At 60.2% G+C, this 25,433-nt stretch carries 22 protein-coding genes and 2 pseudogenes; 12 read left to right on the top strand and 12 right to left on the bottom strand.

Annotated features, from left to right (window positions below):
* Window position 1: 1 nt before the first annotated feature.
* Genes NJLHNGOC_RS04740 through gspG form a run of 4 tightly spaced genes read right to left on the bottom strand, consistent with a single transcriptional unit; the run spans window position 2 to window position 4,256 of the window.
* Window positions 2–1,267, bottom strand: a complete 1,266-nt coding sequence (locus tag NJLHNGOC_RS04740; RefSeq protein WP_113595354.1) for a type II secretion system F family protein — start codon at window positions 1,265–1,267, stop codon at window positions 2–4.
* Entirely contained in the window at window positions 1,264–3,012 is a 1,749-nt protein-coding gene (locus NJLHNGOC_RS04735; protein WP_239021339.1) for a GspE/PulE family protein, read from the bottom strand. The genes NJLHNGOC_RS04740 and NJLHNGOC_RS04735 overlap by 4 nt, the downstream gene beginning before the upstream one ends.
* A complete protein-coding gene (locus NJLHNGOC_RS04730) occupies window positions 3,009–3,821 on the bottom strand; it encodes a prepilin peptidase (protein ID WP_113595353.1) in 813 nt (270 codons plus the stop codon). The genes NJLHNGOC_RS04735 and NJLHNGOC_RS04730 overlap by 4 nt, the downstream gene beginning before the upstream one ends.
* 15 nt (window positions 3,822–3,836) lie before the next feature.
* A complete protein-coding gene (gene gspG, locus NJLHNGOC_RS04725) occupies window positions 3,837–4,256 on the bottom strand; it encodes a type II secretion system major pseudopilin GspG (RefSeq protein ID WP_239021338.1) in 420 nt (139 codons plus the stop codon).
* 132 nt (window positions 4,257–4,388) lie between these two features.
* On the opposite strand from gspG, the gene NJLHNGOC_RS04720 reads away from it, so the two are divergent.
* From NJLHNGOC_RS04720 to NJLHNGOC_RS04680, 9 genes are all read left to right on the top strand, one after another.
* Window positions 4,389–4,805 (top strand): lytic transglycosylase domain-containing protein, encoded by a 417-nt coding sequence (locus tag NJLHNGOC_RS04720; protein WP_113595352.1) that lies wholly within the window; start codon window positions 4,389–4,391, stop codon window positions 4,803–4,805.
* A gap of 51 nt (window positions 4,806–4,856) precedes the next feature.
* Complete coding sequence (locus NJLHNGOC_RS04715) at window positions 4,857–5,948, top strand: PilN domain-containing protein (protein ID WP_133258664.1); 1,092 nt, start codon at window positions 4,857–4,859, stop codon at window positions 5,946–5,948.
* A complete protein-coding gene (gspM, locus tag NJLHNGOC_RS04710) occupies window positions 5,948–6,553 on the top strand; it encodes a type II secretion system protein GspM (RefSeq protein WP_113595350.1) in 606 nt (201 codons plus the stop codon). The genes NJLHNGOC_RS04715 and gspM overlap by 1 nt, the downstream gene beginning before the upstream one ends.
* On the top strand, window positions 6,550–7,212 hold the full coding sequence (locus NJLHNGOC_RS04705; protein ID WP_113595349.1) for a hypothetical protein: 663 nt from the start codon (window positions 6,550–6,552) through the stop codon (window positions 7,210–7,212). Before gspM ends, NJLHNGOC_RS04705 begins: the two co-directional genes overlap by 4 nt.
* On the top strand, window positions 7,209–9,548 hold the full coding sequence (gspD, locus tag NJLHNGOC_RS04700; protein ID WP_113595348.1) for a type II secretion system secretin GspD: 2,340 nt from the start codon (window positions 7,209–7,211) through the stop codon (window positions 9,546–9,548). Before NJLHNGOC_RS04705 ends, gspD begins: the two co-directional genes overlap by 4 nt.
* A gap of 17 nt (window positions 9,549–9,565) precedes the next feature.
* Complete coding sequence (locus tag NJLHNGOC_RS04695) at window positions 9,566–10,381, top strand: type II secretion system minor pseudopilin (RefSeq protein WP_113595347.1); 816 nt, start codon at window positions 9,566–9,568, stop codon at window positions 10,379–10,381.
* Window positions 10,382–10,679: 298 nt separating this feature from the next.
* Window positions 10,680–12,371: a glycoside hydrolase family 68 protein gene (locus NJLHNGOC_RS04690; RefSeq protein ID WP_338045544.1), complete on the top strand. Its 1,692-nt coding sequence runs from the start codon at window positions 10,680–10,682 to the stop codon at window positions 12,369–12,371.
* Between the two features lie 64 nt (window positions 12,372–12,435).
* Entirely contained in the window at window positions 12,436–14,037 is a 1,602-nt protein-coding gene (locus tag NJLHNGOC_RS04685; RefSeq protein WP_408890582.1) for a glycoside hydrolase family 32 protein, read from the top strand.
* Between the two features lie 117 nt (window positions 14,038–14,154).
* Window positions 14,155–14,307, top strand: a complete 153-nt coding sequence (locus NJLHNGOC_RS04680; RefSeq protein ID WP_113595344.1) for a hypothetical protein — start codon at window positions 14,155–14,157, stop codon at window positions 14,305–14,307.
* Window positions 14,308–14,426: 119 nt separating this feature from the next.
* Here NJLHNGOC_RS04680 and NJLHNGOC_RS04675 read toward each other — a convergent pair whose 3' ends face one another.
* Window positions 14,427–15,380 (bottom strand): GlxA family transcriptional regulator, encoded by a 954-nt coding sequence (locus NJLHNGOC_RS04675; protein ID WP_113595343.1) that lies wholly within the window; start codon window positions 15,378–15,380, stop codon window positions 14,427–14,429.
* A gap of 108 nt (window positions 15,381–15,488) precedes the next feature.
* Between NJLHNGOC_RS04675 and NJLHNGOC_RS04670 the strand changes: the two genes are divergently transcribed.
* Entirely contained in the window at window positions 15,489–15,953 is a 465-nt protein-coding gene (locus NJLHNGOC_RS04670) for a nuclear transport factor 2 family protein (protein ID WP_113595342.1), read from the top strand.
* Window positions 15,954–15,971: 18 nt separating this feature from the next.
* On the opposite strand, the gene NJLHNGOC_RS04665 is transcribed toward NJLHNGOC_RS04670, so the two are convergent.
* The 5 genes from NJLHNGOC_RS04665 to NJLHNGOC_RS04645 all read right to left on the bottom strand — a co-directional run bounded on the left by NJLHNGOC_RS04665 (window position 15,972) and on the right by NJLHNGOC_RS04645 (window position 19,664).
* On the bottom strand, window positions 15,972–16,862 hold the full coding sequence (locus tag NJLHNGOC_RS04665) for an aldo/keto reductase (protein ID WP_113595341.1): 891 nt from the start codon (window positions 16,860–16,862) through the stop codon (window positions 15,972–15,974).
* Window positions 16,863–16,910: 48 nt separating this feature from the next.
* Window positions 16,911–17,624: an SDR family oxidoreductase gene (gene bdcA / locus NJLHNGOC_RS04660; protein ID WP_113595340.1), complete on the bottom strand. Its 714-nt coding sequence runs from the start codon at window positions 17,622–17,624 to the stop codon at window positions 16,911–16,913.
* A complete protein-coding gene (locus NJLHNGOC_RS04655; protein WP_113595339.1) occupies window positions 17,621–18,073 on the bottom strand; it encodes an SRPBCC family protein in 453 nt (150 codons plus the stop codon). The genes bdcA and NJLHNGOC_RS04655 overlap by 4 nt, the downstream gene beginning before the upstream one ends.
* Before the next feature lie 31 nt (window positions 18,074–18,104).
* Entirely contained in the window at window positions 18,105–18,866 is a 762-nt protein-coding gene (locus tag NJLHNGOC_RS04650; RefSeq protein ID WP_113595338.1) for an SDR family NAD(P)-dependent oxidoreductase, read from the bottom strand.
* Window positions 18,867–19,025: 159 nt separating this feature from the next.
* The gene (locus tag NJLHNGOC_RS04645; RefSeq protein ID WP_113595337.1) at window positions 19,026–19,664 is read right to left on the bottom strand and encodes a TetR/AcrR family transcriptional regulator; all 639 of its coding nucleotides are present in this window, start codon (window positions 19,662–19,664) and stop codon (window positions 19,026–19,028) included.
* A gap of 105 nt (window positions 19,665–19,769) precedes the next feature.
* Between NJLHNGOC_RS04645 and NJLHNGOC_RS04640 the strand changes: the two genes are divergently transcribed.
* Window positions 19,770–20,978, top strand: a complete 1,209-nt coding sequence (locus NJLHNGOC_RS04640; protein ID WP_113595336.1) for an MFS transporter — start codon at window positions 19,770–19,772, stop codon at window positions 20,976–20,978.
* Between the two features lie 9 nt (window positions 20,979–20,987).
* Here the strand turns inward: NJLHNGOC_RS04640 and NJLHNGOC_RS16260 are convergent.
* Window positions 20,988–21,146 (bottom strand): annotated as a pseudogene (locus NJLHNGOC_RS16260) (IS5/IS1182 family transposase); the annotation flags it as partial.
* A gap of 17 nt (window positions 21,147–21,163) precedes the next feature.
* Window positions 21,164–21,986, bottom strand: a pseudogene (locus NJLHNGOC_RS04630) (IS5 family transposase).
* Window positions 21,987–22,311: 325 nt separating this feature from the next.
* Between NJLHNGOC_RS04630 and NJLHNGOC_RS04625 the strand changes: the two are divergent.
* The gene (locus NJLHNGOC_RS04625) at window positions 22,312–25,371 is read left to right on the top strand and encodes a TonB-dependent receptor domain-containing protein (protein ID WP_113595335.1); all 3,060 of its coding nucleotides are present in this window, start codon (window positions 22,312–22,314) and stop codon (window positions 25,369–25,371) included.
* Window positions 25,372–25,433 lie beyond the last annotated feature (62 nt).

The following is a 25,433-nucleotide window of genomic DNA, read 5'->3' as shown; positions in this document are numbered from 1 at the left end:
GCTAATGCTGCGCAAGGTCGTTCAGCCCGAGCATTGCCAGCATCAGCGACGATACGATACCGGCGATCATGGCCCCCATGATGATGGTGATCAGAGGCACCAGTAGGGCCACCAGACGCTGTACCCGTAGGCGCACCTGTTCTTCGTGAATGCCGGCGGCCCGTAATGCAAGCGGACCAAGCTGCGCCGTATCCTCCCCCAGCCTGAGCAGATGGATAGTGCGCGATGGAAACAGCCCGGATGCGCCCAGCGAACGTGACAGCACGCCGCCACTCCGGGCGGTATCCGTTGCCTGGTCCACCGCCCCCAGTACGGCCCGGTTGCCGATCACGTCACGTACAATGCCCAGCGCCGCCAGCAGGGGCACGCCGTTTGTCAGCAGGGTGCCCAGCGTACGTGTAAAGCGCGCGGCGATCGTCTCACGCAATAACACGCCGATCACGGGCAGATGCAGCCATAACCGGTCGGCGCGCAGGCGGGGGGCGGGCTGGCGGAGTATCCACCTTACCCCAATGCCGATCAGAAACAGGCCGAACAACATCAGCCCCCCGTATTGCCCCAGCCAGTGTCCCACCCCGATCAACAGGCGGGTGGAAGGCGGCAGCATCGCCCCATTTTCCATGAATAACGGTACAAACTGTGGCAGAACCTGCGTCAGGAGCAGAACGACAGACCCCACCGCGGCGACCGACAGCAGGGCGGGATAGATCATGGCGGACTGGATGGTTGCAACCAGTGCGCGTTCACGTTCCATCATGCCCGCCAGATGTTCAAGCGTGGCTGGCAGGCTGCCCCCCGCTTCGGCCGCACGGACCAGCCCGACATACAGCGGCGGAAAACTGTCCGGGCATGAAGCCAGCGCCACATGCAGGCTGCGCCCGTCACGCAATGCAACGCGGATACGCTCCAGCACCGTGCGCATACGGGCCCCGGACGCCGTTTCGACCAGAAAACGCATTGCCCGGTCCAGATCCTGTCCCGCTGCCAGCATAACGGAAAGTTCCCGCGTCAGATGCGTGACCTCCGTGCGACGCAGACCATGGCGACGACTGGCAAAACGGAGATTTCCCGACGGCAGCCAGCCCAGCAGAAACCGGATTCCCCCCATTCCCCCCGGTTCCGCCCGAAGTGGCAGGTTGCCCTGCCGCCGTATCCACGCGACGGCTTCGGCCTCGCTGGCGGCACTGACCGTGCCCCGGATGGTCTGCCCATCGGGCGTAAGAGCCGAAAAGCGGAATGTATGGCTGGCGGACGAAGGCTGGATCATGGCTGTTCCGCCCGTATGCTGCGGGTGACTTCCTCGATCGTGGTCTGGCCTGCAAGGGCCGCGTCCAGACCCGCATCGAACATCGGAACCATGCCGCCTGCAACCGCCGCACGTTCAATGGCCGCATGATCGCCGCCCGTAAAGACCAGATGCGTGACCGCCTCATCCGGCAACAGGAATTCCGTGATGGCCAGACGCCCGGCATACCCGGTGTGACGGCAACGGGGGCAGCCCACGGGTTGAAACAGGGTGACGGCCTGCCCGCCGCTGCGTTCCGCCAGGCCGAAACGGGCAATCAGTTCGGGCGATGCCGGACGGGGCTGGCGGCATGCCCCGCACAGCCGCCGCACCAGACGCTGCGCCATGACCCCACGCAACACGGCGGTCAGCAGATAATCCTCCACCCCCATGTCACGCAGGCGCACGATGGCGGCAGCGGCAGAGTTCGTATGCAGGGTGGACAGGACCAGATGCCCGGTCAGGGCGGCCTGAACCGCGATCTGGGCAGTTTCCACATCACGGATTTCACCCACCATCACCACATCCGGGTCCTGTCGCAGGATGGCGCGCAGCAATGTCGCGAAGTTCAGGCCGATCTGTGGCTTGACCTGAATCTGGCTGATACCGGGCAACTGGAATTCAATCGGGTCCTCGACGGTGACTACATTGCGATCAACCGTATTGAGGCTCAGCAGACCGGAATAAAGGGTCGTGGTTTTTCCAGATCCGGTCGGTCCCGTCACCAGCACCATGCCGTTGGGCAGCATAAGCGTCCGGGTCAGGCATGCGACCACGGCGGGCGCAATCCCCAAGGCAGCATAATCAAACGTCACGGCCGAGCGGTCCAGAACGCGCAGCACCACCGTCTCACCATGCAGGGAGGGAATGGTCGAGACGCGGAAATCGACCTCATGCCCCCGGATGGGCAGCCGGATGCGGCCATCCTGCGGCAGGCGGCGTTCGGCAATATCCAGCCGCGCCATGATCTTGATACGTGAGATGACAGCCGCCGTCAGTGACACCGGCGGGCTTTCGACTTCATGCAATATGCCATCATAGCGATAGCGTATGCGCAGGCGATCCTCGAAAGGTTCGATATGGATGTCGGATGCCCGGTTTTCGACCGCACGGAAGATGATCTGGTTGACAAGCCGGATAACCGGCGCCTCGGATGCCATGTCGCGCAGGCGTTCCGTATCTTCCTCAAACGGCGTATCGGCTTTTTCTTCCCCCTCTGCCGCATCGGGCGGGGGATAAAGACGGTCGAAGGCGGCCTCGATCTCAACGGGGATCGCAATGGCGGGTGTCACCGCAAGTCCCGTGGCGGCAGTGATGGCAGCCGTGACAAAATGGTTCAATGGATCGGTCAGCGCGACGACAAGCGCATGCTCCGTGCGGGCGATCGGCAGCGCATGGACATCACGCAGGAAACGTGGCTGCAACCTATCGGACAGGATGGGTTCGGCAGGGAAACGGTCGGGGCTGACAATGGGTATTTCCAGCAGTTCGGCATAGGCTTCCGCCAGCACCCGTTCCGAAATCAGCCCCAGCCGCAGGAGCGCGATATCAACCCGCCCCCCCATATCCGCCGCCGCCCGGCGTGCGCGATCAAGCGTGCGCGGATCGCACCGCCCCGTCCGGATTAGAAGCTGAAGCAGGCGTGTTTCCGCCGTATCCGGCGCAGGTGGATCCTCTGCCACGATCGCTGATGAGGGGCCGTCATCCCCGTACGGTTCCGTCATCATGACGCGCCACTCCCCACATCCGAAAGGAACACAAGCCACGTCATCAGACCCAGCCCCGGTCCGAACGGGATGCGGATGGCCGTTACATGTCCACGTTCGCCGTGCACTGGCCCCGCATCCATCTGCCTGCGCAGGGACAGAGCGGTATATGCCACACCCGTTCCAGCCAATGTCACGATGGCGCCCCCCGCGATGACGAAAGGCAGGGAGCCCAGCCCCGTCCATGCCCCGGCCGCCGCCAGCAGCTTTGCATCCCCCATGCCCAGCCCCTCATGCCCACGCAGGCGATGGTAAATCAGCGCGATCAGACGAAAACCGCCATATCCGACGACCGCTGCAACCGCATGTTCAGGCACGACCGCAGGCGACAGCAGACGACACGACACCAAGCCCCCCAGCAGTAACGGCAGTGTAAGCGCATCGGGCAGGCGCAGGGTTTTGAGGTCAATCCAGCCCAGCGCAAGAAGGGTCCAGCCCAGCACGCATCCACTCCACACCCATACCGGGTCGGGTATGGAAAAACGCATGTATCCGGCACAGGTCACGATAACCGCCACCCCCAGCGCCAGCAGTTCGACAAGGGGATGGAACCAGCCGATGGAGGCATGACAGTACCGGCACCGGCCACGTGCCGCGACGTAACTCAGTAACGGCACCAGATCGCGCGCCGTCAGTCGCGATCCGCACTGCTCACAGGCGGAGCGGGACATTACGACCGGCTGACCACCCGGAAGGCGCCGGATCAGGACACCAAGGAACGATCCCGCAAAAGGGGCGGCCAGCAGCACGATGAAAAGCGCTCCATCCATCCGCGCATTTCCCTTCTAGGGGTTGCAGATCTGCTGGGCGGGATCATCCCCGTGACCAGCCGGTCCGGCAGAGCACAAATCATAATCATGACCGGGACGATCGGAGGGATTGCGATAGATATAGGGATGGTTCCACGGGTCGAGCAGAGGGTGAGCGTCCTTTACATAAGGACCGTTCCACATTTCGGCATCGGTGGGACGGGTCAGCAGGGCCTGCAGCCCCTCATCGGTGGAGGGATAGGATCCTACATCGAGTTTATACAGATCGAGGATCTGCCCCATCCGTTCGATTGACTGCCGCGCGATGGAAGTACGTGCCCCACCCAGCTGACGCAGGGCTGCCGGGGCGACCAGTCCGATCAGCAGGCCAAGGATTGCAATAACGACAAGCAGTTCAATTAACGTGAATCCTTCCTCGCCGTGTTTTCCATGCAACCCCATGAAACGGACGAAATTTTTTCTTCCCCCGGAAATAAACCGCCATTCTTTTCTTGCGTTTTGCAAATGATTGCGCGGGATCATCCCGCCGCATGGCACGGCGCCACGGTCAGAAGGTGTGGGAGAACGATGGGCATTCCTTATCTGGCCTGCATGGCGCTTGTCGCATCGCTCTATCATCTCCCGCCGCGCGTGCTGCCTGCTATCCAGGCGGCGGAAGGCGGTTATCCCGGTCTGGAACACACCAATACCAACGGTACCCGCGATCTGGGGGTCATGCAGGTCAATACGGTCTGGCTTGTTCCACTGATCCGTTATACCGGCACCCCCGTGACCACGGTCTATCGCCGGTTGCGTGATGATGCCTGCTACAACATCGCGGCGGCCGGGGCGATCATGCGTACCCAGCTGGATGCCACGCATGACGGTCTGCTTCGGGCCATCGGCAATTACCATTCCCATACTCCCGACCTGAACCGGGCCTATCAGTTGCGGGTCATGCAATCTGCAGCCCGCCTGTTTGCCGCGGCACAGACGGGGCAGTGAAACGTAATCGCCATGACTGGCCAATACTTTCTCCGCCACCCGGAACACATCATGGATGCGAGAGTTTCCCTGACCATGAAAATACGCGACGTCCGGGACTGGTGGTTACGACAGATGTACGACCTTCTTCCTGCGTGGCTCAAACGTGAAAGCCGCGCCTTCGATGGCTACATGATCGACTACCTGCCCGATGGGATCATGCTGCGCCTGCCGGATGGCAGGACCGTGCCCCTGCCCGGCCCTGCCCGGCAGGCGGATGACGGGGAGGACATACCCGCATCCGATCAGTCCACCATGCACAACGCGCTGGCGGCGATCATGGCCGCCCATGGCCGCGGGGAAGTCATCCTGCGGCCCGATCCCGCGATGCTGCTGGAACGTGAAGTAATCCTGCCGTCAGCCGCGGAACATTCCCTTGACCATGTGCTGGGTTACGAAATGGACCGCCTGACGCCCTTTGTCGCGGCGGATGTTGTCTTCGGTGCGCGGGTCATGCGTCGGGACATGGCGGCGGGACGGCTGCATGTGCGTCTTTCCCTTGTTCCGACCGTCGCACTGGGTGGGTTGCTGCCTGTCCTGCGCGCTGTCGGCATGGAGCCACTGGCGCTGGAAATCCCCCGTCCCGGCCAGTCCCCCCTGCGCCTTTCGCTGACGCAGCGGGGATCGGTGGCGCAACGTCGCGCCCGGCACCTTCTTGCCGGGGCGGCAGCGATATGCGGGGGGCTGGCGGTCGTGGCCCTGGTCCTGCCCTTTGCATTGCAGTCCGTGGCTTACGCACGGCTGGACCGCCGCATGGCCAGTGTACGTGCCCCCGCACAGGCCGCGACCCGGATCAGGCAGGACATACAGGGCGAAGCTGCGGGACGAAACCTTATGCACGCCGAACAGCAGCGACTGGGCAATCCCCTTGTCATACTCGGTGCCCTGACCACTGCCCTGTCCGATGATACCTACCTGACCGACTTTTCCCTGCAGCAGGGACGACTGCTGATAAGCGGTCAGTCACGGGCCACAACGGCGGTCATACAGGCCATGAACGCCGACCCGGTTTTCGTGGCACCTTCCTTCGCAGCCCCCGTCACCCAGTCCAGTGACCGGGGATACAGCCAGTTTTCCATACAGGCCACGGTAGAAAAGCACTGATGGTTTCCCTGCTGCCCCCCACCCTGACACAGGGCGTCCTGCCCGAAGGGCGGCCGGGCAGGATACTGGCGTGCGCCATGACGGGGATCGTCGTTCTGGTGATATGGAATGGCATCGCACGGCCGCTGATGGGCTGGTACCATCAACGGGCCGAAGCACTGGACATGCGCGCCGCAATGACCGCCCGCATGACCGAACTGGCGGCAGCCCTGCCCGCCCTGCGCCAGCGGGCTGCGACATCCCGGCCGGTCCCGTCGTTTTTCCTCAACGGGGCCAACGACACGGTCACCGCCGCCGCGTTGCAGGACCGGGTGCAGGAAATGGCGTCGGCGCTGGGGGCGACGCTATCGAGTGTGGAAACCCTGCCCGTCGTGCAATCAGGGACCTATCACCGCATCAGCGTGCGAATTGCCACCACGGTTTCCTTTGAAACGGATGTCCGTCTGCTGGATGCAATCGCACGGGCAACGCCGGCAATGGTGGTTGACGAACTGCAACTGCACCTTGCCGCAGGGACGCGGCGCGACAATCCCATGCTGGATACGGCCATGACCATCATTGCCTACAGGCCCGCAGGCAGCACGCCACGCCGGGAGGCGCGATGACCGGCCCTTCGCTGCCCCCCCGGCTGCCGCCGGTTCCGGCCGGACTGCTGGCGCTGATCGGCTGTGGCGTGGTGCTGGCGGGCATTGTGATTGCGGAATGCCGCAGCCCCGCCCCCCATCCGTATGCGCAATCCGATATCCTCAGGGGACTGCCCATGGCGCAGGGGGCTGCGCAGAATGGGACAGACCGGCCGGAGGGCCTGCTGCCGTCCATCCTCCGGCGGCCCCTGTTCGTCCCTTCCCGTCGCCCGGCGAATAGCGGCACCACGGCCATGCCGGGCATGCGGCTGAGTGGCATCGTGATCGGGCCGGGCGGCAGCAGGACCGCCATCTTTTCCCTGCCCCGCGCCACGGTTCCACCGGGCGCCATGTACGGCCCCGGCAGCCCCGTGGCCGCAGGCAGTCGCGGCATGACGGCGCGCGAGGGGGACGTGATCGGCCCATGGCGCATCCGCCGGATCGGACCGGGAACAGTGGGGGTGGAAGGCAGCAACGGCATGACGGAACTGCGTCCTGATCGGGAACGGGGTGGCGGCAGACGCGCCCCACCGGGCAGCCAGCAGGGCGACGATGCGTCCGCCGGTCCGGATGATGCCATTACAATTCCTCAATCCCGCTTTTCCATTCCCCCGCACCCTCCGGCCCGGTCGCATCCATGAATCCATTTTCCGTTACCCCTGCCCGCATCCCCACCCTGTCGGGGTGGTGTGCCGCCCTGCTGGTGTGCATGTCCATGACGGGATGCGATACAGGCGCACCGCCTAGGGTATCACCATTGCCCGGCCCCCGGCTGCTGCATGGCGGGGCCGAGCCCCCGGTGAACGGGCCGGTCGGATCGACCGAGCATCCCATGACGGCGCAGATCAGCTATGGCCGCGATAACGTTCCCCATTTGGGACATGGGGTACAGATGACCCCGTCGGGAACCGTGACGCTGGATTTTGCCGATACGGATATCCGTGATGTCGTGGCGCAGATACTGGGCAATGTACTGCACGTCAATTACACGATCGATCCAGCCGTAACAGGCACGGTCACACTCCATACCGCGACACCATTGCCGAGCAGTGAAATGCTGCCTGTCCTGCAGATGCTCCTGTCGGAAGTCGGTGCGACACTGGGCCGGGTGGGCGACCTGTACCGGGTAACACCCGGTGCAGCCAGGCCTGCCGGCATGGCGGCCGGTGCGGGGGCCGCAGGCGCCGGTCCGGTGGCGCTGGCGGAAGATCCGGCAATGGCGGGCAGCATCATGGTACCCCTGCACTATGCCGGGGCGGAAGACCTGGCCAAGGCGCTGCAGCCCTTCATACAGGGCAGCGGCCATGTCAGCGCGGTCAGCGGGGCGAATGCGCTGCTTGTCGCCGGTGACCCCGTCACGCGCAATACGATCGTGGACCTTATACATGCCTTCGATGTCGATATGCTGGCGGGACAGTCCTATGCCCTTCTGCCCGTTTCCTCAGGTGCGGCGCGCGACATGGCCTCGGCGTTGCAGGAAGCCCTGCGCGGACATGGCGGCGCACTGGCGCAGGTGGTGCGGGTCATTGCGATGGCGCGCGTGGACGCCGTGCTGGTTGTCGCCAGTTCCGCCCGATACATTGCCGACACGCGCCGGCTGTTCGACCTGCTGGAACGGACGCGGCGGACAACAATGCGTACATGGCATGTTTATTATATCCAGAATACCAATGCCAATGACGCGGCCTATATCCTGCAGCAGGCGTTCACCCCTGACGATGTGACGGCCCAGCCCACCCAGCCGCCACAGGCAAATATTCCCGGTGCGGGCCAGCAGGCCATCATGGGCATGACAGGCGGTGGCGGCCTGTCCGGACTGGGGGGCATGCAGTCCGGCGGCACACTGGGTGGCGGGACCAGCCTGGCAGGCGGCACGGGCATTATGCCCGGCGTCACGCAGCCCGGGGCACAGGGCGGTGCTGCTGGCGGTACGCAGCCTGCGAACGTCAATCCGCTGCTGGGCGGCCTTGATAATACCGCCGGGGGAAACGGCCGGGTCCGGGGTATGCGGATCATCCCCAGTACCCAGCATAATGCGCTGCTGATCTATGCCACCGATCAGGAAAACGACACGATTGAAGACATGCTGCGCAAGGTGGACATCCTTCCCGTGCAGGTACGCATCGATGCCGTGATTGCCGAAGTGCAACTGAATGACGCCCTGCGCTACGGCACGCAGTTCTTTTTCAAGTCAGGGGGCATCAACGGCGTGCTGAGCAGCAACAGCCAGACCATCACCACCGGCAAGCTGGCTTCCGCCGCGTTCAGCCATACCCTGCCCGGTTTCATCATCGGCAGCGCAAGTGGCAGCGGCGGCGCGCCCATCGCGCTGGACGCCCTGCAGAATGTGACGAAGGTGCATGTCCTGTCCTCGCCCCAGATCATGGTTCTGGACAACCAGCCCGCGCGCCTGCAGGTGGGGCAGCTTGTTCCGATCCAGACGGGATCACAGTCCAGCACGATCGGGACCTCGATCTACAACCAGTTCACGTACCAGCCCACCGGGGTCATCATGCAGGTGACGCCACGGGTCAATAACGGCGGGCTGGTGACGCTGGACATTTCGCAGGAAGTCAGTTCGGTCAGTTCCACATCATCCAGCACCGTCAACCCGACCTTCAATGACCGCTCCGTCACCTCCCGCGTGGTGATACAGGACGGACAGACACTGGGGCTGGCCGGATTGATTACCGATACATCTTCGCGCAACAACAGCGGCATTCCGTGGCTGAAGGATATCCCGGTGCTGGGCATACTGGCAGGCGACCAGAGCAACAACCGCCAGCGCACGGAACTGCTGGTTCTCATCACCCCCCACGTCATGCATGACCAGCGTGATGCGCAGGCGCTGACCGCCGACCTGCGCGATACATTGCCCAATGCGGCGGGCGTGCCCGATGAACTGCTGAACATGCGTTCCACCGGCAGCGCCGATCCGCAGGCCCGCATCCGCCGTGGCGTTGGCCTGGGGCCGTGAAGACACCGCCACCACGCATGCGAACCATGACCGATGGCGGCTTCGCGCTGCTGATCGTATTATGGACGGTGGTCCTGCTGTCATTCCTGGCATTTGCCATCGCATCCGCAGGACGGGGGCAGATACATACAACCGATCTGCTGCGCCTTCACGTCCGCCTGCAGCAGGAAGCCGACGGAGGGGTATGGGAAGCAGCGTTCCACCTGCTGGATACCTCGGCCGGGCATTGGGGGGCGGATGGCGCCGACCACCTGATCCGGCGCGGAAACACCCGGCTGGACCTGCGGATCACCAGTGAAGCGGGCAGGATCAATCCCAACATTGCCTCAACCGGACTGCTGCTGGCGCTGTTGCGGGCAACAGGGTCGGACATGCACGAAGCGCAGGCACTGACCCTTAACATCCGTGCATGGCGCTTCCCTGCCTCATCGGACGGAGCCTTACTGCCCGGAGGACCGGCTGCCTACGTTGCTGCCGGCCTGCCCTACGGACCACCGGGCACACCGTTCCAGAGTGTGGGGGAACTGCGTCTGGTACTGGGCATGACGCCCGTGCTCGCAGCCCGGCTCATACCACATCTGAGCATATACTGGGATGATGAACCGGTCGTGGAACAGGCGGACCCGGTGGTGCGTCAGGCCATGATGAGTGTCGGGAACACTTTCCCCACTGGTGGAATGGCCCGGGCCGAGCAGGTGGTCAGCATTGAATCCGCTGCGATGGACAGGTCTGGCGCACGCGCCTTCCGCCATGCGATCATCATGAAGGCGCCTGCGGACAACGCCGCAGTTCCCGTCCGGGTATTGGAATGGGACATTCCCGAGGGGAAATAAAAACGCCTGGCTGTTCTTCCGGCCTGCATTAAAAATGCGTTAAAATATTTTCCTGTCCGGGCAACCTCTTCATGGGCCTGCCGTTCGAGAGACGAGATGTCATTCCTGTATTTTCCAAAATATGGCGACATGATTCTCAAATAAAATGAAAATAGACGCGACAGTCATGATCGTGTTTTCATGCCCTGAAATAGACAGAAATAATGATGTGGAACAAGTAATGACGTCGAGTCCATAGCCCGTGTACTTCGGCATGGCGCCTGAAGTGCGGGATCATCCTATGCCGGAGCACATAAAAATGGAAATTCCCAGTCAGGATGTCTCCAGAATAATCGGCAACGGTCATTCTGGCCGAAAAGTGTATGGAACCGCCATCAGACTGGTCCTGGCGAGTGCCATTGCGGGCAGTGTCCCCCTTTTCACGGCACATGCGCAGACCACGGTAACCCCGGTTCCGGGTTTTCCGGCACCCACCACCCATTCGCAGCAGGCCTACAGCCCGTTCGACACGTTCACCTCCCGGTGGACACGTGCGGATGCGCGGCAGATCAAGGCCCGGTCCAACCCGAATGTTGCGGTCGGGGCGAATTCCATGCCGACCAGCGTGACAATGCCCGATATTCCCGCCAACTTTCCCCAGACAAACCCGGATGTGTGGCTGTGGGATACATGGACATTGATCGATGCCCACGCCAACCAGTTCAGCTACAACGGATGGGAAGTCATTTTCTCGCTTACGGCGGATCCCAATGCCGGATACACCTTTGATGATCGGCACGTGCATGCGCGTATCAGCTATTTCTATCGCCGTGCAGGAATCCCCGCTTCGGCGCGACCGCGTAACGGGGGATGGATATATGGCGGTCACCTGTTCCCCGACGGGGCCAGCGTCAAGGTATTCGGTTCCACGACACTGACCAACAATGCCGAATGGTCAGGATCGACGCGCCTGCTGAAAACGGACGGGAACGAGGTGGTGGTGTTTTATACCGCACTTGGCTTCAACCGCACGGCGGATGGGACAAACATCACGCCCCCCGTTGCGATCATTTCCAAGGCGAACGGCACGATCCATGCGGACCTGAACCATGTCTGGTTTACCGGTTTCAATAACCATACCGGCCTGCTGCAGCCCGATGGAACCTATTACCAGACCGGACAGCAGAATGAATTCTATTCTTTCCGCGATCCCTTCACGTTCGAGGATCCGCAGCATCCCGGACAGACATTCATGGTATTCGAAGGCAACACGGCGGGCGAACGCGGCGCAAAGGACTGCACGGCGGCCGACCTGGGCTATCAGGCGGGTGATCCCTATGCCGAAGACCTGGATACCGTGCTGAATTCGGGGGCGACATACCAGAAAGCCAATATCGGCCTGGCTGTATCCACCGACAGTTCCCTGACACGATGGCGTTTCCTGCCGCCCCTTATTTCCGCGAACTGTGTCAATGACCAGACGGAACGACCCCAAATTTATATCAAGGATGGGAAATACTATCTGTTCACCATCAGCCATCGCACGACCTTCGCCGCAGGCATGGATGGACCAGATGGGGTTTACGGTTTTGTCGGCAATGGCCTGAGAAGCGATTTCGAGCCGCTGAACTGGGGCAGCGGTCTGGCGCTGGGCAATCCCACCGACCTCAACACCGCAGCAGGGTCGGATTTCGATCCAGATCCCCAGCAGAACCCGCGTGCCTTTCAGGCCTATTCGCATTACGTGATGCCCAATGGCCTGGTTGAATCGTTCATCGACACGGTAGAAGGCCGGCGTGGCGGGGCACTGGCACCCACCGTGAAGATCCAGATCAGTGATGCAACAACCCAGATCGACCTGTCCTATGGTCAGAACGGGCTGGGCGGATATGGCAATATCCCGGCAAACCGGTATGATCTGGACTTCCAGGGGTTTGTGCTTGACCTGCTGCAGTCCAGAACATCGTCCAATGCCAATATCTCACTCGCCTCGTTCGTACAGCAGCAATGATGCGGAAACCGTTCATATGACGCTCGCATTCTGAAGGGAAGACGTCAATAATATGCGGGCAGGAATGATATGGTGGGCTGTATTGATGGCATTATCGACCAACCTGCCTGCGCTGTCGCCAGCGCAGGCAACCGACACGCAACAGACCGCCCCACTACAGGGCGCCACCCCGCAGTGGCGCCCGCTGTTGCATTACAGCCCGCGACGTAACTGGATGAATGACCCCAATGGCCCGTTTTTCCATAAGGGGGTCTATCATCTTTTCTACCAGTACAATCCCGTAGCCCCGGAATGGGGAAATATGTCCTGGGGGCATGCGACCAGCACGGACCTGCTGCATTGGCATGAGCAGGACGTGGCCCTTCCATTCAATGAGACAAAGGACATTTTTTCCGGAACAGTCGTTGTGGACACCCATAATACGTCCGGACTTGGCACGGCGGAGAATCCACCGCTGGTGGCATTGCACACCAGTGTCTTCAAGAAAAACGCATCCCGAGAACCCGGGGTGCAGGCCCAGTCCCTTGCATACAGTCTTGACGATGGCCAGACATGGAAACCCTACCGGAAGGATCCTGTCCTGACATTGTCGCCGGATTCACTCCACTTTCGTGATCCCGGCGTTTTCTGGTACGCACCCGGTGGGTACTGGGTCATGACAACGGTCGTTGCGAATGCACCGGTGGTGAAACTGTATAAATCAGCCAACCTGACGGACTGGACATTCCTCAGCGATTTCGGGCCTGCCGGTTTTGTTCGTCCGGGAATGTTATGGGAAATGCCATCGCTGTTTCCCCTGCCACTGGACGGAAATGAAGCACGACAGAAATGGGTTCTGATGCTGGGGATAAATCCATGGAGCATCGCAGGCGGATCAGGCAGCATCTATTTCGTTGGATCCTTTGACGGAACGACATTCCGGCCGGAGGGATTGCCGCCAGATGGATCAGACCCGGCTGCCTATGACTGGCTCGATCATGGGGCGGACCATTATGCCGCCATCCCATTTTCTGGCCTGCCTGGAAACAGCGCTGTAACCATCGGCTGGATGAGTAACTGGGACTATGCTTCGCAGGTTCCGACATCACCATGGAAAGGCCAGATGACCCTGCCCATGACCATGGCACTTCGGACCGTTGATGGCCGACCACAGCTTTGCCTGGAACCCGACAGCCATTACACCGCATTGGTCGCTGCCCGACCGACGCTATCTTTCGATGGGTTGCAGCTGGTTTCGGAACAACATCTGTTACCTGACCATGTACATGGTCAGGTTCTGGATATTGACATGAACATGCATATGCAAAGCGCGGATCGTGCCGGGATATTCGTGCGGGCGACGGCCGATGGCCGCATCGGCACCGGTATCGTTTATGATATGAAAAGGCAGTTACTGACCGTTGACCGGTCACGTTCGGGGCTGACCGATTTTTCAGCCAGGTTCAGTCATGAACATATCGTCAACATGCCTGCCCCAACAGGGGATATTTCATTACATGTCATTATTGACCGTAACTCGATCGAGGTCCTGTCACGCCATGGCTCGATTGTCATAACGGATCTTATCTTTCCACCTGCCGGTGCTGACCGGGTCATGGCCTTTTCCGAAAACGGCACGACTGAATTCAGGAATATGAAGATAACCCTTCTTGATGGCAGCCAATAATCAAAGCATTTTTCGATACTGATATTCTCCAGCCCCGGTTGTCCGATCTGTTTTCGCGACTGTCACTCTGCACATTCCGCTGTATTTATCTAATCTTGAGGGCGTTTTCGAAAAGACTTGGGGCTGGTCTGGCTGCTGACCCGTTCATCTAACCTGCTTCTCATCCCGGGAACTTCCAACCCCTTTCATCTGTCAGAGAACCTTGCAGCAGCGACGCTGGAACTGTCGGCTGATGTTCCGGCGCAGCTTGACATGATCGCCATCGCGTAATCTTGGTGACCTGTTCAATCCGAAAAAAACGGAGTAAGCCGCCAAAGAATCTCGAAATATTCGCCAGACAGTTCCGCCAGAAGCAGGCGCTCACCGGCCGGGCGCAACGCGGGTATTTTTCAGTTCGGATTGCAATTTGCATTTCGCCGGACAGCTTGAGGTGGCTGATGAAACTCACGCACGAAGGCGCGCCGCATCCGCTCGGGATCGTGGAATCCGGTCATGACGGCAATGGTTTCGATGGGGAGCGCGGATTGCTCGACCCGTTCCCGTGCGGCTTCCAGACGCAGTTTCTCGACCGCTCTGGCGGGGCTCATCCCCACGGCGGCCCGGAAACTGCGTGAAAAGTTCCGGGGGCTCATGCTGACCCGGCTGGCAAGAATGTCCACGGTCAGGCGCTGTTGCAGGTTGGACCGGATCCATCCCAGAAGATCGTCAAAACGTTCCTGCGTGCTCCCCATCTCAAGAAGCGCCGAGAACTGGGACTGCCCTCCGGGACGGTGATAGAAGACCACCATCTGCTGCGCCGTGCGCCGCCCGATGTCCGCGCCAAGATCTTCGGTCACCAGCGCCAGGGCCATGTCTATTCCTGCGCTGATGCCGGCTGATGTCCAGACCGGACCATCATGGACATGAATGGCATCGGCCGAGACCCTGACTTCCGGAAAGCGTGCTTTCAGGACCTCGGCCTGTTGCCAGTGCGTCGTCACGCGGCGTCCATCGAGCAGTCCGGCCGCCGCCAGCAGGAAAGCGCCCGTACACACGCTGCATACCCGCCGTGCCGTGCCGGCCTGATGTCGGATGAAGGCCTGCAGTTCAAGACAGGCCATGGCCTGCCTGTGCCCTTCGCCCCCGACAACGACAAGCGTGTCAAAGGCCCCCACCGCCGCGAGCGGAACGGTCTCGATCGCCATGCCGGAAGACGAGCGGACCAGACCTCCATGCAGGGACAGGGCTGTCGTCTCATACCCGGCGTCTCCCAACGTGCTGGCAATCTCAAAGGCCGCCGTCACTCCGGCGGCATCAAGCAACTGGAAGTCGGGATAAAGCAGGAGGCCGATCCGTATGGGCATGTCCTGAAATGAGGGATCATTGTCCTTTCGTCAAACGTTATTCCGGAAAACACTGACAGACACCGGATCAGCCAACGATCCTTCCCCGAACCAGAGGCGGAATTTCCAATGTCCCGACCCCCATTCCCTCCATTCAATGCCGAAACCGCTGTTCAGAAGGTCCGTCTTGCAGAAGACGCCTGGAACGGTCAGGACCCTGAAAAGGTGGCTCTGGCCTATACGCCTGACAGTCAGTGGCGCAATCGCTCGGAATTCATCCATGGTCGAGAAGAGATCGTGACATTCCTGAAGCGGAAATGGGAGCGCGAGCTGGAGTATCGGCTCATCAAGGAACTCTGGGCTTTTCGCGACAACCGGATCGCGGTCCGCTTCGTTTATGAGTGGCGTGATCAGACCGGACAGTGGTTCAGGTCCCATGGGAACGAGAACTGGGAATTCGATGAAAATGGTTTGATGCGTTACCGTGCGGCATCAATCAACGATCAACCCATTCCAGCCGCCAGTCGCCTGTTCCGCTGGCCTGAAAAGCAACGCCCGGACAATCACCCCGGCCTTTCGGCACTGGGGCTGTGACTGTCCGGGAGCGCTCCCCTACGACGTTGACTGAAAGGCCTTTCGTCCTTCTGAATCCAATGCCGCGAAATCTTCGTCGGACAGCACGATGCTGGCGGCAGCGACATTCTGCTCCAGATGTGCGACCTTCGAGGTGCCAGGGATTGGCAGCATCACCGGGCTGCGTTTCAGAACCCATGCCAATGCGATCTGGCTGGGATGGGCGCCGTATTTCCCCGCCATGGTGTCCAGAATTGAGCCGGGCTTCGCGAGGTCGCCGGCGGCAAGCGGAAACCAGGGGATGAACCCGATATTATGGGCGGTGCAGTAATCGAGCACGTCCTCGCTGGTGCGATCGACGAGATTGTAGCGGTTCTGAACGGTTGCTACATCAAAGAACTTCGATGCTGCCTTGATGTCTTCGACGGATACTTCGCTCAGTCCCGCATGACGGATGAGTTTCTGGTCGATGAAGGATCTGACCGCATCGAACTGCTCATCCGCCGGAACCTTGGGATCAATCCGGTGCAACTGCCATAGATCGATCTGCTCGACGCCGAGATTGCGCAGGCTCTTGTGCACCTGCTGGAGCAGGTATTCCGGCCGCCCGACCGGCTTCCAGATGTCTGGTCCCGATCGGGTCAGGCCACCCTTCGTGGCGATCATCAGTCCCTTGGGGTATGGGTGCAGCGCCTCCCTGATCAGCCATTCCGAGACATCCGGCCCGTAGGCGTCCGCCGTATCGATGAAGTTGACGCCGAGTTCGGGAAGACGCCGCAGCGTACGGATGGCCTCGTCGTGATCGGCGGGCGGTCCCCATATGCCTGGGCCGGTGATGCGCATCGCGCCGAAGCCAAGCCGATGAATGGCGAGATCGCCGCCGATCATGAAAGTGCCCGCATTGGCGGCATTAGCGGATGAATGGGTCATAATCCTCATTCCTTTTTTCCAGCGGATGGGTGGGGATCAGTCATTCCGTCAGGCCGCAAAGCCACCGTCGATGTTGTATGCGGCACCCGTGATGATGCCTGCCTCTGGCCCGGCAAGATACGCGACCAGCCCCGCGATCTCCGCGCCCGTGGCATGACGTTTGATCGCCATGAAGTCGTGCATGACGTCCTTCAGCGGACCATCGGCGGGGTTCATGTCGGTATCGGTGGGGCCGGGCTGGACAACGTTGACGGTGATGTCGCGCGCACCGAAATCGCGCGCCAGTCCCTTGACCATGCCTTTCAGTGCGGCCTTGCTGGCGCTGTAGGCGGCAAGGCCACTCATCGGCATACGGTCTGCATTGGCTGAGCCGATGAAGATGATGCGGCCGCCGTCGGGCATATTTCGTGCGGCAGCAACCGCCGCGTGATAAGGCGCGAGGGTATTGATGCGGAAAAGCCGGTCGATGGCATCCGGCGGCATATCCAGCGGGTCACCCGCACCAAGGATTCCGGAATTGACGACCAGCACGTCGAGGGGACCAAGCGAGCCGATCAGTGCGATGAGGGCGTCCCGGTCGCCACTGTCGGCGCGCAGGGCCTTGCTTCCGGTCTCGGCCGCCAGGGCCTGGGCATCGTCAGGGGAGGACAGATACGTGAAAATGACTTTCGCGCCATCGGTTGCGAAGCGACGCACGATGGCGGCGCCAATCCCGCGACTGCCGCCCAGCACGAGAACGGATTTACCATCAAAGCTGCTCATGACCGTGTTTCCCTCAACGCCAGAATTTCCGCCAGTCTGTCGAACGCTGGCTGATAGATGTGTCTCGGCATTCTGGTCTCCATGCTGGCTGCATGTTCGGCAGTCGCTTCGAACTGACCACGCCACCGGATAAACGTGCGATCGCCATCCGTTATGGGCAGAAGCGTGATTGTCGAGAGGTAGTTCCGGATCGGCAGAGCCGCTTCAATAATCGAGAACGTTACCGCATGATCCACGTCGGACAGTGCCAGAAGCTGTTCACGGATCACACCGACATCGCCCATTTCGACACGACGGATCGCGCCGACACGGTCACCGGGATCATCGCTTTCAATCACGCAGCTTTTCACGCCCGGCAACCAGCGACCAAGGGCACCGAAATCGCGGATCAGCCCCCATACAGACGAAACGGGTGTATTGATGACGCTGCTGGCCATAACGTTGATCATACGGCCTCCCCCTGCCCTTTTCTGTGTGGGATCAAAGTGACTGCCCTCCCGTCACCTCGATGCGCTGACCATTCACCCAGTGCATGTCGTCGGACAGGAGGCCACGAACAGCGGCGCCGATGTCGTCGGGCTGACCGACACGCCCCAGCGGCGTGATCTCTGCGAGGCTTTTGTTGATCGTGGCATCATCACGGACCAGACCATTGCCGAAATCCGATGCGACCGCCCCGGGGGCAACGGCATTGACCGTAATGCCGCGCTCGCCCAGTTCTTTCGCCATATAGAGCGAGATGACTTCGGTGGCGGCTTTCATGGCCGCGTAAGGCCCATGATCCGGCAGGTAGAAACGCGTCGCGGCAGAGGTGATGTTGAGAATGCGGCCACCATCACGGATCAGGGGCAGAAGGGCTACCGTCAGCAGGTACGGACCCTTGAAGTGGATATTGTATTGATTGTCGAGCTGTTCAGGCGTCGCGGCATCAAAGCGCGTGTGGATGATGTTGCCGGCATTCTGGACAACATAATTCAGTCCCCCCTGCCCGAACTCGCTTGCAAGAAGGGCTTTGACCCGCCCTGCAAAATCCGTGAACGACGCATGGTTCGCGATGTCCAGTTGCAGCATGCGCAGCTTCGCGTCCTTCTGGCTGAGGGCGGTTTCGGCTGCTTTCGCCTCGCCTTCATTGGCGTGCCAGGTGCCGATCACGCTGATGCCGGCGGCCGTCAGATGCTTGGCGATGCTGTAGCCGATGCCGCGATTGGCGCCCGTGACGAAGGCGATTTTTGATGTGCTCATGATCGGATTCCTTGAGGAGACATGGCGTCGTGTTCCGAACAACACCATTTCCATACCGACCGATCCATAATAGGGGCACGGAACGGGGTCAAGGATTTATGGACCGATTGATATGGAATACTCGTGCCGCGTCCGGATCGTCTCGCCGCCGTCAGTTCGTCAGCGCTTTTGGAACCGTTTTTCTGTCCCCTGCTTCGCCGCGTTGATATCCCATAATGTCAGGAGAGACGTGACGGCCGCATCCAGAGTGTCCGAGTTCATCCCGTCCCGGGCTTCGCATGTCATGCCGTGGAAAAAAGTCGTTAGAATATCGGGCAGAGCCTCTGTCGCCGGGGATGCGTTCAATTCACCATTGGCGATGGCACGCTCTACACATGCCCTGATGCCCGTACGCGTACGCTGCCGTTCCGCTGCGAGGAGCGCCTGGACGGGTTCGTTTTCAGGTGAGCAGTTGCTGGCACCGCATACGACCAGGCACCCGGTCGGATGTGCGCGGGCAGACTGCATGCGCGCCGAGCCGCGCAACGTCCGTTCGAGGGCCTCGCGCGGTGACAGGCTCTCGTCCCACAAGGGTGCCATGACCTGTCCATAGGTCGCCAGATAACGCTGAATGACTTCCCGGAACAGGGCTTCCTTCGAACCAAACGCGGCATAGAAACTCGCAGGCGAGATATCGCCCATGCTGGCCTTGAGCTGGGTCAGGGAGGTCGGCTCATACCCCTGCGCCCAGAAGAGCGCCGTGGCGGCGTCAATCGCCCTGTCGCGGTCAAACTCACGGGGACGCCCGGTCCGCGCCATGCTATCGCTCCTTCCGAAAGACTTCCATATTAAGTGATACAGAAGTGATTGCCAAGGATGCTGCCCCTCTATATGTGTATCGTTCGATCCATATATGAGCACTCCATGAACCCGACCATTACATTACCCACGCAAAAAACCGATGATCGCCTGCCGATTGCCGGCCTGCTCGCGCTGGCCATGACCGGATTTATCTGCATCATGACCGAAACCCTGCCAGCAGGTCTATTGCCCGAAATCGGCGCGGGTCTGCATATTTCTCCGGCGCTCGCCGGGCAGATGGTGACGGCCTATGCCATAGGCTCGCTGAGTGCGGCGATCCCGCTGACGCTCGCCACGCAGCGATGGCGGCGCAAGAGGGTCCTGCTGCTGGCGATCATCGGTTTCATGGTGTTCAATTCCATCACCGCGTTTTCAACGCATTACGGCGTGACCCTCGTGGCCCGGTACGGAGCGGGTGCGGCGGCGGGGCTCGCCTGGGCGTTACTGGCCGGCTATGCGCGCCGGATGGTGACCCGCGCCCAGCAGGGGCGCGCCCTGGCGATTGCCATGGTGGGCACGCCGATCGCGCTCTCGCTGGGGGTTCCTGCTGGCACATGGCTGGGAGCCTCTGTTGGCTGGCGTCTGGCTTTCTGGATCATGTCGGGCCTGACCGTGCTGCTGATCGCGTGGGTGCTGGCGAAGGTTCCTGACTTTCCGGGTGCTGCGCATGACGAACGTCTGCCATTCCGGCATGTCCTGCACATGCCCGGCGTGCGGTCTGTTCTGGGCGTGGTGATGGCCTGGATGCTCGCGCACAACGTGCTCTACACCTACATCGTGCCGTTCGTGACACCGGCCGGGCTGGCGGGACAGGCGGATCGCATCCTGCTGCTTTTTGGTATTGCCGCCCTTGCCGGCATCTGGCTGACCAGCCGCACGGTCGATCACGCCCTGCGCCGGTCCGTCCTGCTCAGCCTCGCCATATTCGCGGTCGTGGCAGCGGCTTTCGCCATCGGATCAGCGTCGCCTGCGATCATCATGATCGGCGTCACGATATGGGGGCTGACATTTGGGGGTGCCGCGACATTGCTCCAGACCGCGCTTGCCGATGCGGCCGGCGATGGCGCGGATGTCGCGCTGTCGATGAATGTGGTGGCATGGAACAGTGCCATAGCCGGTGGGGGGATTCTGGGCGGCGCGCTGCTCGACACATGGGGCGCGGCGTCATTCCCCTGGGCGGTGATGGGACTTGTCGCTGTCGGGTTCCTGATCGCATGGCAGGCCCGACCCCACGGATTTCGACCCGGCCACCGCCTCGGGCACGGGAGTTAGGCTCAGGACTCATTCTTTGAGGTAGAAGATGAAGCTTGCTGCGATCTGGATTGCGGACATGAGTGTATGAGCGCACCGGTCGTATCTGGTCGCAACGCGTCGCCAGTCTTTCAGTCTTACGAACATGTTTTCGATAAAATGGCGCTTTTTATACAGATGCCAGTTGTAAGAGCCTGTTTGGAAAATCACGGATGAGCGTTTTTGCGCATGAGATTGGCCCCCATGGCGACGAGAATCATGGCTTTTGACACGTCGATGCGCCGTTCGTAATCCCGAACCAAGCGCCGCCATCTGGTCATCCAGCCGAAGGTTCGCTCCACGACCCATCGGCGCGGCAGTACCTCAAAACCTCTCGCGCCCTCGCGGCGGCGGATGATTTCAAGGACGAAGTCGAGATAAGCCGCCTTGTCCATGAGCCTGAGCCGATCGTAGGCGCCATCGGCGAACAGGTCCTTCACCAGGGCCAGCGTTTGCGGATGGCATCAAGGATCATCTGGGCACCTGCACTGTCCGAGATGTCGGCAGAGGTAAGATTGATCATCAACAGGCGTCCATCCGTATCGACGGCAATGTGGCGCTTGCGGCCGACGACCTTCTTACCGGCGTCGTAGCCTCCTGTTTTCGCGTGAAGCGCCTTGATGCTCTGGCTGTCGATCACTGCTGCCGTAGGGCTGGCGTCGCGGCCTGCCTGAGCCCGGTCCCTCATCAGTTCCACGTCATGGATGGTCTGGAACAGGAAGCGTCGGGCCAGTTCACGGAACCAGCCGTAAACAGTCCGCCAGTGCCCGAAGTGGATCGGCAACATCCACCAGCCACAGCCCGAACGCACCAGATGGCGCACCGCGTTGATAACCTCGCGGCACTCAATTTCGCGCGGCTTTCCACGATGTCCGGGCGTGGCATCAAAGGCGCGACCCGCTCCCATTCCTCGTCCGTCATGTCGGACAGATAGCGTTTCGTCTTTCGCGTGACCCTGGCCATCCGGCCCCTCTGCTCTGGCGTCCACATCCTGTAGCCTGAATCACATCAGACCGATTTTTCAAACAGGCTCCAAGAACTGTCACTCTTCGTTTTTTGCGCCAGAAATTACAGCACTCAATGGTCGTTCGATCCTCCACTTGATTCAGGGAGACGCCCCTGGATGCAAACACAAGATTCAATGCAACACGGGATACATATCGAATTAAATTTATGTTCTATGGTTTTTTGTAAGAATTAATGTTTTTTGTAACAGATCATTCAAGCTATAAGCTAATATATGTTGTTATCCCAGAACGATGTTTTTCCGTGACGAACTCTCCGGTTTGCTCTCCAGCTTGAGGATTGTTTTTCCATGAAAGTCAGGCCAGCCTCACATCGGAACATCATACTTTTCGCTTTTTCTGCATTGAATGGCATCGCTGTCACAGTCCCCGCCGACTCGGCACAAGCCCAGGCCGTCAATACCACCCAGGACGACCCTGACAGCACAAAACGAAGCAAGGCCCCAAACCGCTCTGCGACGGGCAAAACGTCGGCCACCACAACATCGCGCAGGACGGCATTGAAAAATGCTTCCGCAAGCAGCGGAAATTCGACGGGCGCCGAAAGCATCGTTGTCACGGGCACAATGTTCCGCGACAAGAACCTGAACAGCGCTTCGCCGATCGAGCAGATCACCGCCAAGCAGCTTCAGCAGCGCGGTATCAAGACCGTGACCGACGCACTTCAGCTTCTGTCATCCAATGGTTCGGGCAATCTGACGAACGCGTTCTCCGCCAATGGTGCCTTCGCGGGTGGTGCATCCGCACCGTCTCTGCGTGGCCTCCAGACGTCCGCTACGCTCGTGATGATGGATGGCATGCGCCTGTCCTATTATCCCGCAGGCGACGACGGCGCACGTAACTTCGTCGACACGAACTGGATGCCCTCGTCACTGGTGCAGACCATTGATGTCCAGCAAGATGGCGGTTCGGCACTTTATGGCGCTGACGCTGTTGCCGGCGTTATCAACATGATTACGCGCGAACAGATCAAGGGCTTCGAAGGCAACGCGGAAGGTGGCCTTACCCAGGGCGGCTATGGCGGCCATCAGCGTCTTTACGCGAACTACGGCGTGGGCGACGTGGCGAAGGATGGTTACAACTTCTATGTCAACTCGGAATACCAGTCCGATGACATGATCACCAACAGCCAGCTCGGCTATCCATACAATACAAGCAACATCACGGGTATCGGCGGCGGAAACGCTGATGGTAACCTTCTCGGTTCTGACGGAATATTTACCAATGCCGTCACGCAAACCACCGGCGTCACGGCACAGGCTGTCGACAGTAACGGAAAGGCGCTCAGTGGCTATCAGTTGCTGAACCCCACCTCCGGATGCAAAGGACTGTCCGGAGCCCATTCGGGCTACGTCGCCGGCACACCGACGGGTTCGGTGAGCACCTTGTGCCAACAGGACAAGGTTTCGAAGTATGGCGTGATTTCACCTTACGACCGTCGCGTGGAAGCAACCGCCCATCTCACGGTCAGGCTTGGCGCGCGTGTGAAGCTTGTGAGCATGTTCACCTACTCGCAGAACCTGTCCTATTATACAGGTACCCCGAACGCGTTCTACGCCAACACACAATCCCAGCTTGGGACGAGCGAGGGCGTGCTCGCGCCTGCCTATCTGCCGAACGGTTCGCTGAACCCCAACAATCCTTATGCATCGCTCGGTGAAAGCGCACAGCTTTACGGACGCTTCATCGACCCCACGGCCGAAACCCAGTTCTCTCAGAACTACCGCGGGTCCATACATCTGACAGGCTGGGAACCGTCAAGTTGGGGTGGCGACTGGAACTATGATTCCAGCTTTGTCGGCATGAATACCAACCTCTCCACGAAATATAGCAACAACATCAACATCGCCGATCTTGATTATGCGATCGAGAACGGTACTTATAATTTCGTTGATCAAGCCGCAAACTCCGCCGCGGCAAAGAACGCCATCGCGCCAACGGAAATCGTCCACTCCAATACGGAAGAATATTCCTGGCAGGCCTCTGTCACCAAGGGACTTACGCGACTGCCTGGCGGAATGCTGAACCTCGCGGTCGGAACGAACGTCCGTTACGAAGGCTTCAACGCTCCGAATGCCAACCCGGTCGACACCACCAACGTCAACAACCAGTATGAAAGCATCAATCCGTTCAGCGCGATCGGCCATCGTTATGTCTATTCCGGATATTTCGAGCTGAATGCGCCAATCGTGAAAATGCTGAACGCCGATTTCCAAGGACGTTACGACTCCTATTCCACAGGCTTCAGCCACTTCTCCCCGAAGATCGGCGTCACCTTCAAGCCGACCAAGGAGTTCATGCTCCGCGGGACATGGTCACAGGGCTTCCAGGTCCCGAGTTTCTATGAAACAAACGGCACTACGATTGGCTACACTTCTTATGGTCCCTCGAACCAGACCTGGATCAACCAGCATCTCAACACCAACGGAACCAAGGACGACTACGCCCAAGCCTACAGCCTTGGTGGCGAAAGCGTCGGCAACAAGAACCTCAAGCCCATGACAAACACCACCTTCACGGGTGGTCCAGTCTTCCATCCCGTCCCGTGGGCGACGTTCAGCGCGGAATACTGGTACATTCGCGAAAAGAACGTCATCGTCTCCAACCCGATTCCGGCAGCAACCGTAGCTTCAGCTTACGAGGCCTTGAACACCAACAGGACGGTCATGATCGACGGCGATACGGTGATCCCCGACGTTGCGGACCCACTGCATCCTGACGCCCCGCGCCGTGCAGGCATCATTGAGTCATCCTATATCAACGCCAACAGTATGATGACCGATGGCGTGGACCTCAACCTCTCGATTACCCATCGCCTCCCTGGTCCGTTGAAGATGATCAACTGGTACAGCAACGGTCACGCAACATGGGTGCACCGTTTCAACGAGAGCATACCGGGTGTGGGCATAGAGCGTTTTGCCGGTACCGAAGGTCCATGGAACACGACTTCTGCGTCGGGTACGCCTCGCTGGCGCGCCAACTGGCAGAATACCTTCACGTGGAATAGGCTCTCGACGACGTTCACCGTTTATTACACCAGCGGCTACCACGGCACAGCGGAAGATAACGATGGCCCGGGAACAGCCGGAAACTGCAAATATGCGCTCTATCAGGACGTCAGTAGCTTCTATCCCACGCAGTGCAATGTCCGTCATTTCTGGGACATCGACATGACTGTGAACTATCAGTTCAACAAGCAGTGGGCTGGCTATGTCAACATCTACAACCTGACCGATTTCAAGGCTCCATATGATTTCGGTACCTACGGTTCTTACCTTTACAACTCGTCCTGGGCCCAGAATGGTGTTCTCGGACGGGCCTTCCGCTTCGGAGTTACAGCAACACTGTAAGGCATGACACTAGGCTCAGGACTCATTCTTTGAGATAGAAGATGAAGCTTGCTGCGATGTGG

The sequence above is a fragment of the Novacetimonas cocois genome (assembly GCF_003311635.1).
GTDB lineage: Bacteria > Pseudomonadota > Alphaproteobacteria > Acetobacterales > Acetobacteraceae > Novacetimonas > Novacetimonas cocois.
Note: the sequence above shows the minus strand (reverse complement) of the source record. Positions and strands in the feature narration are given on the sequence as shown.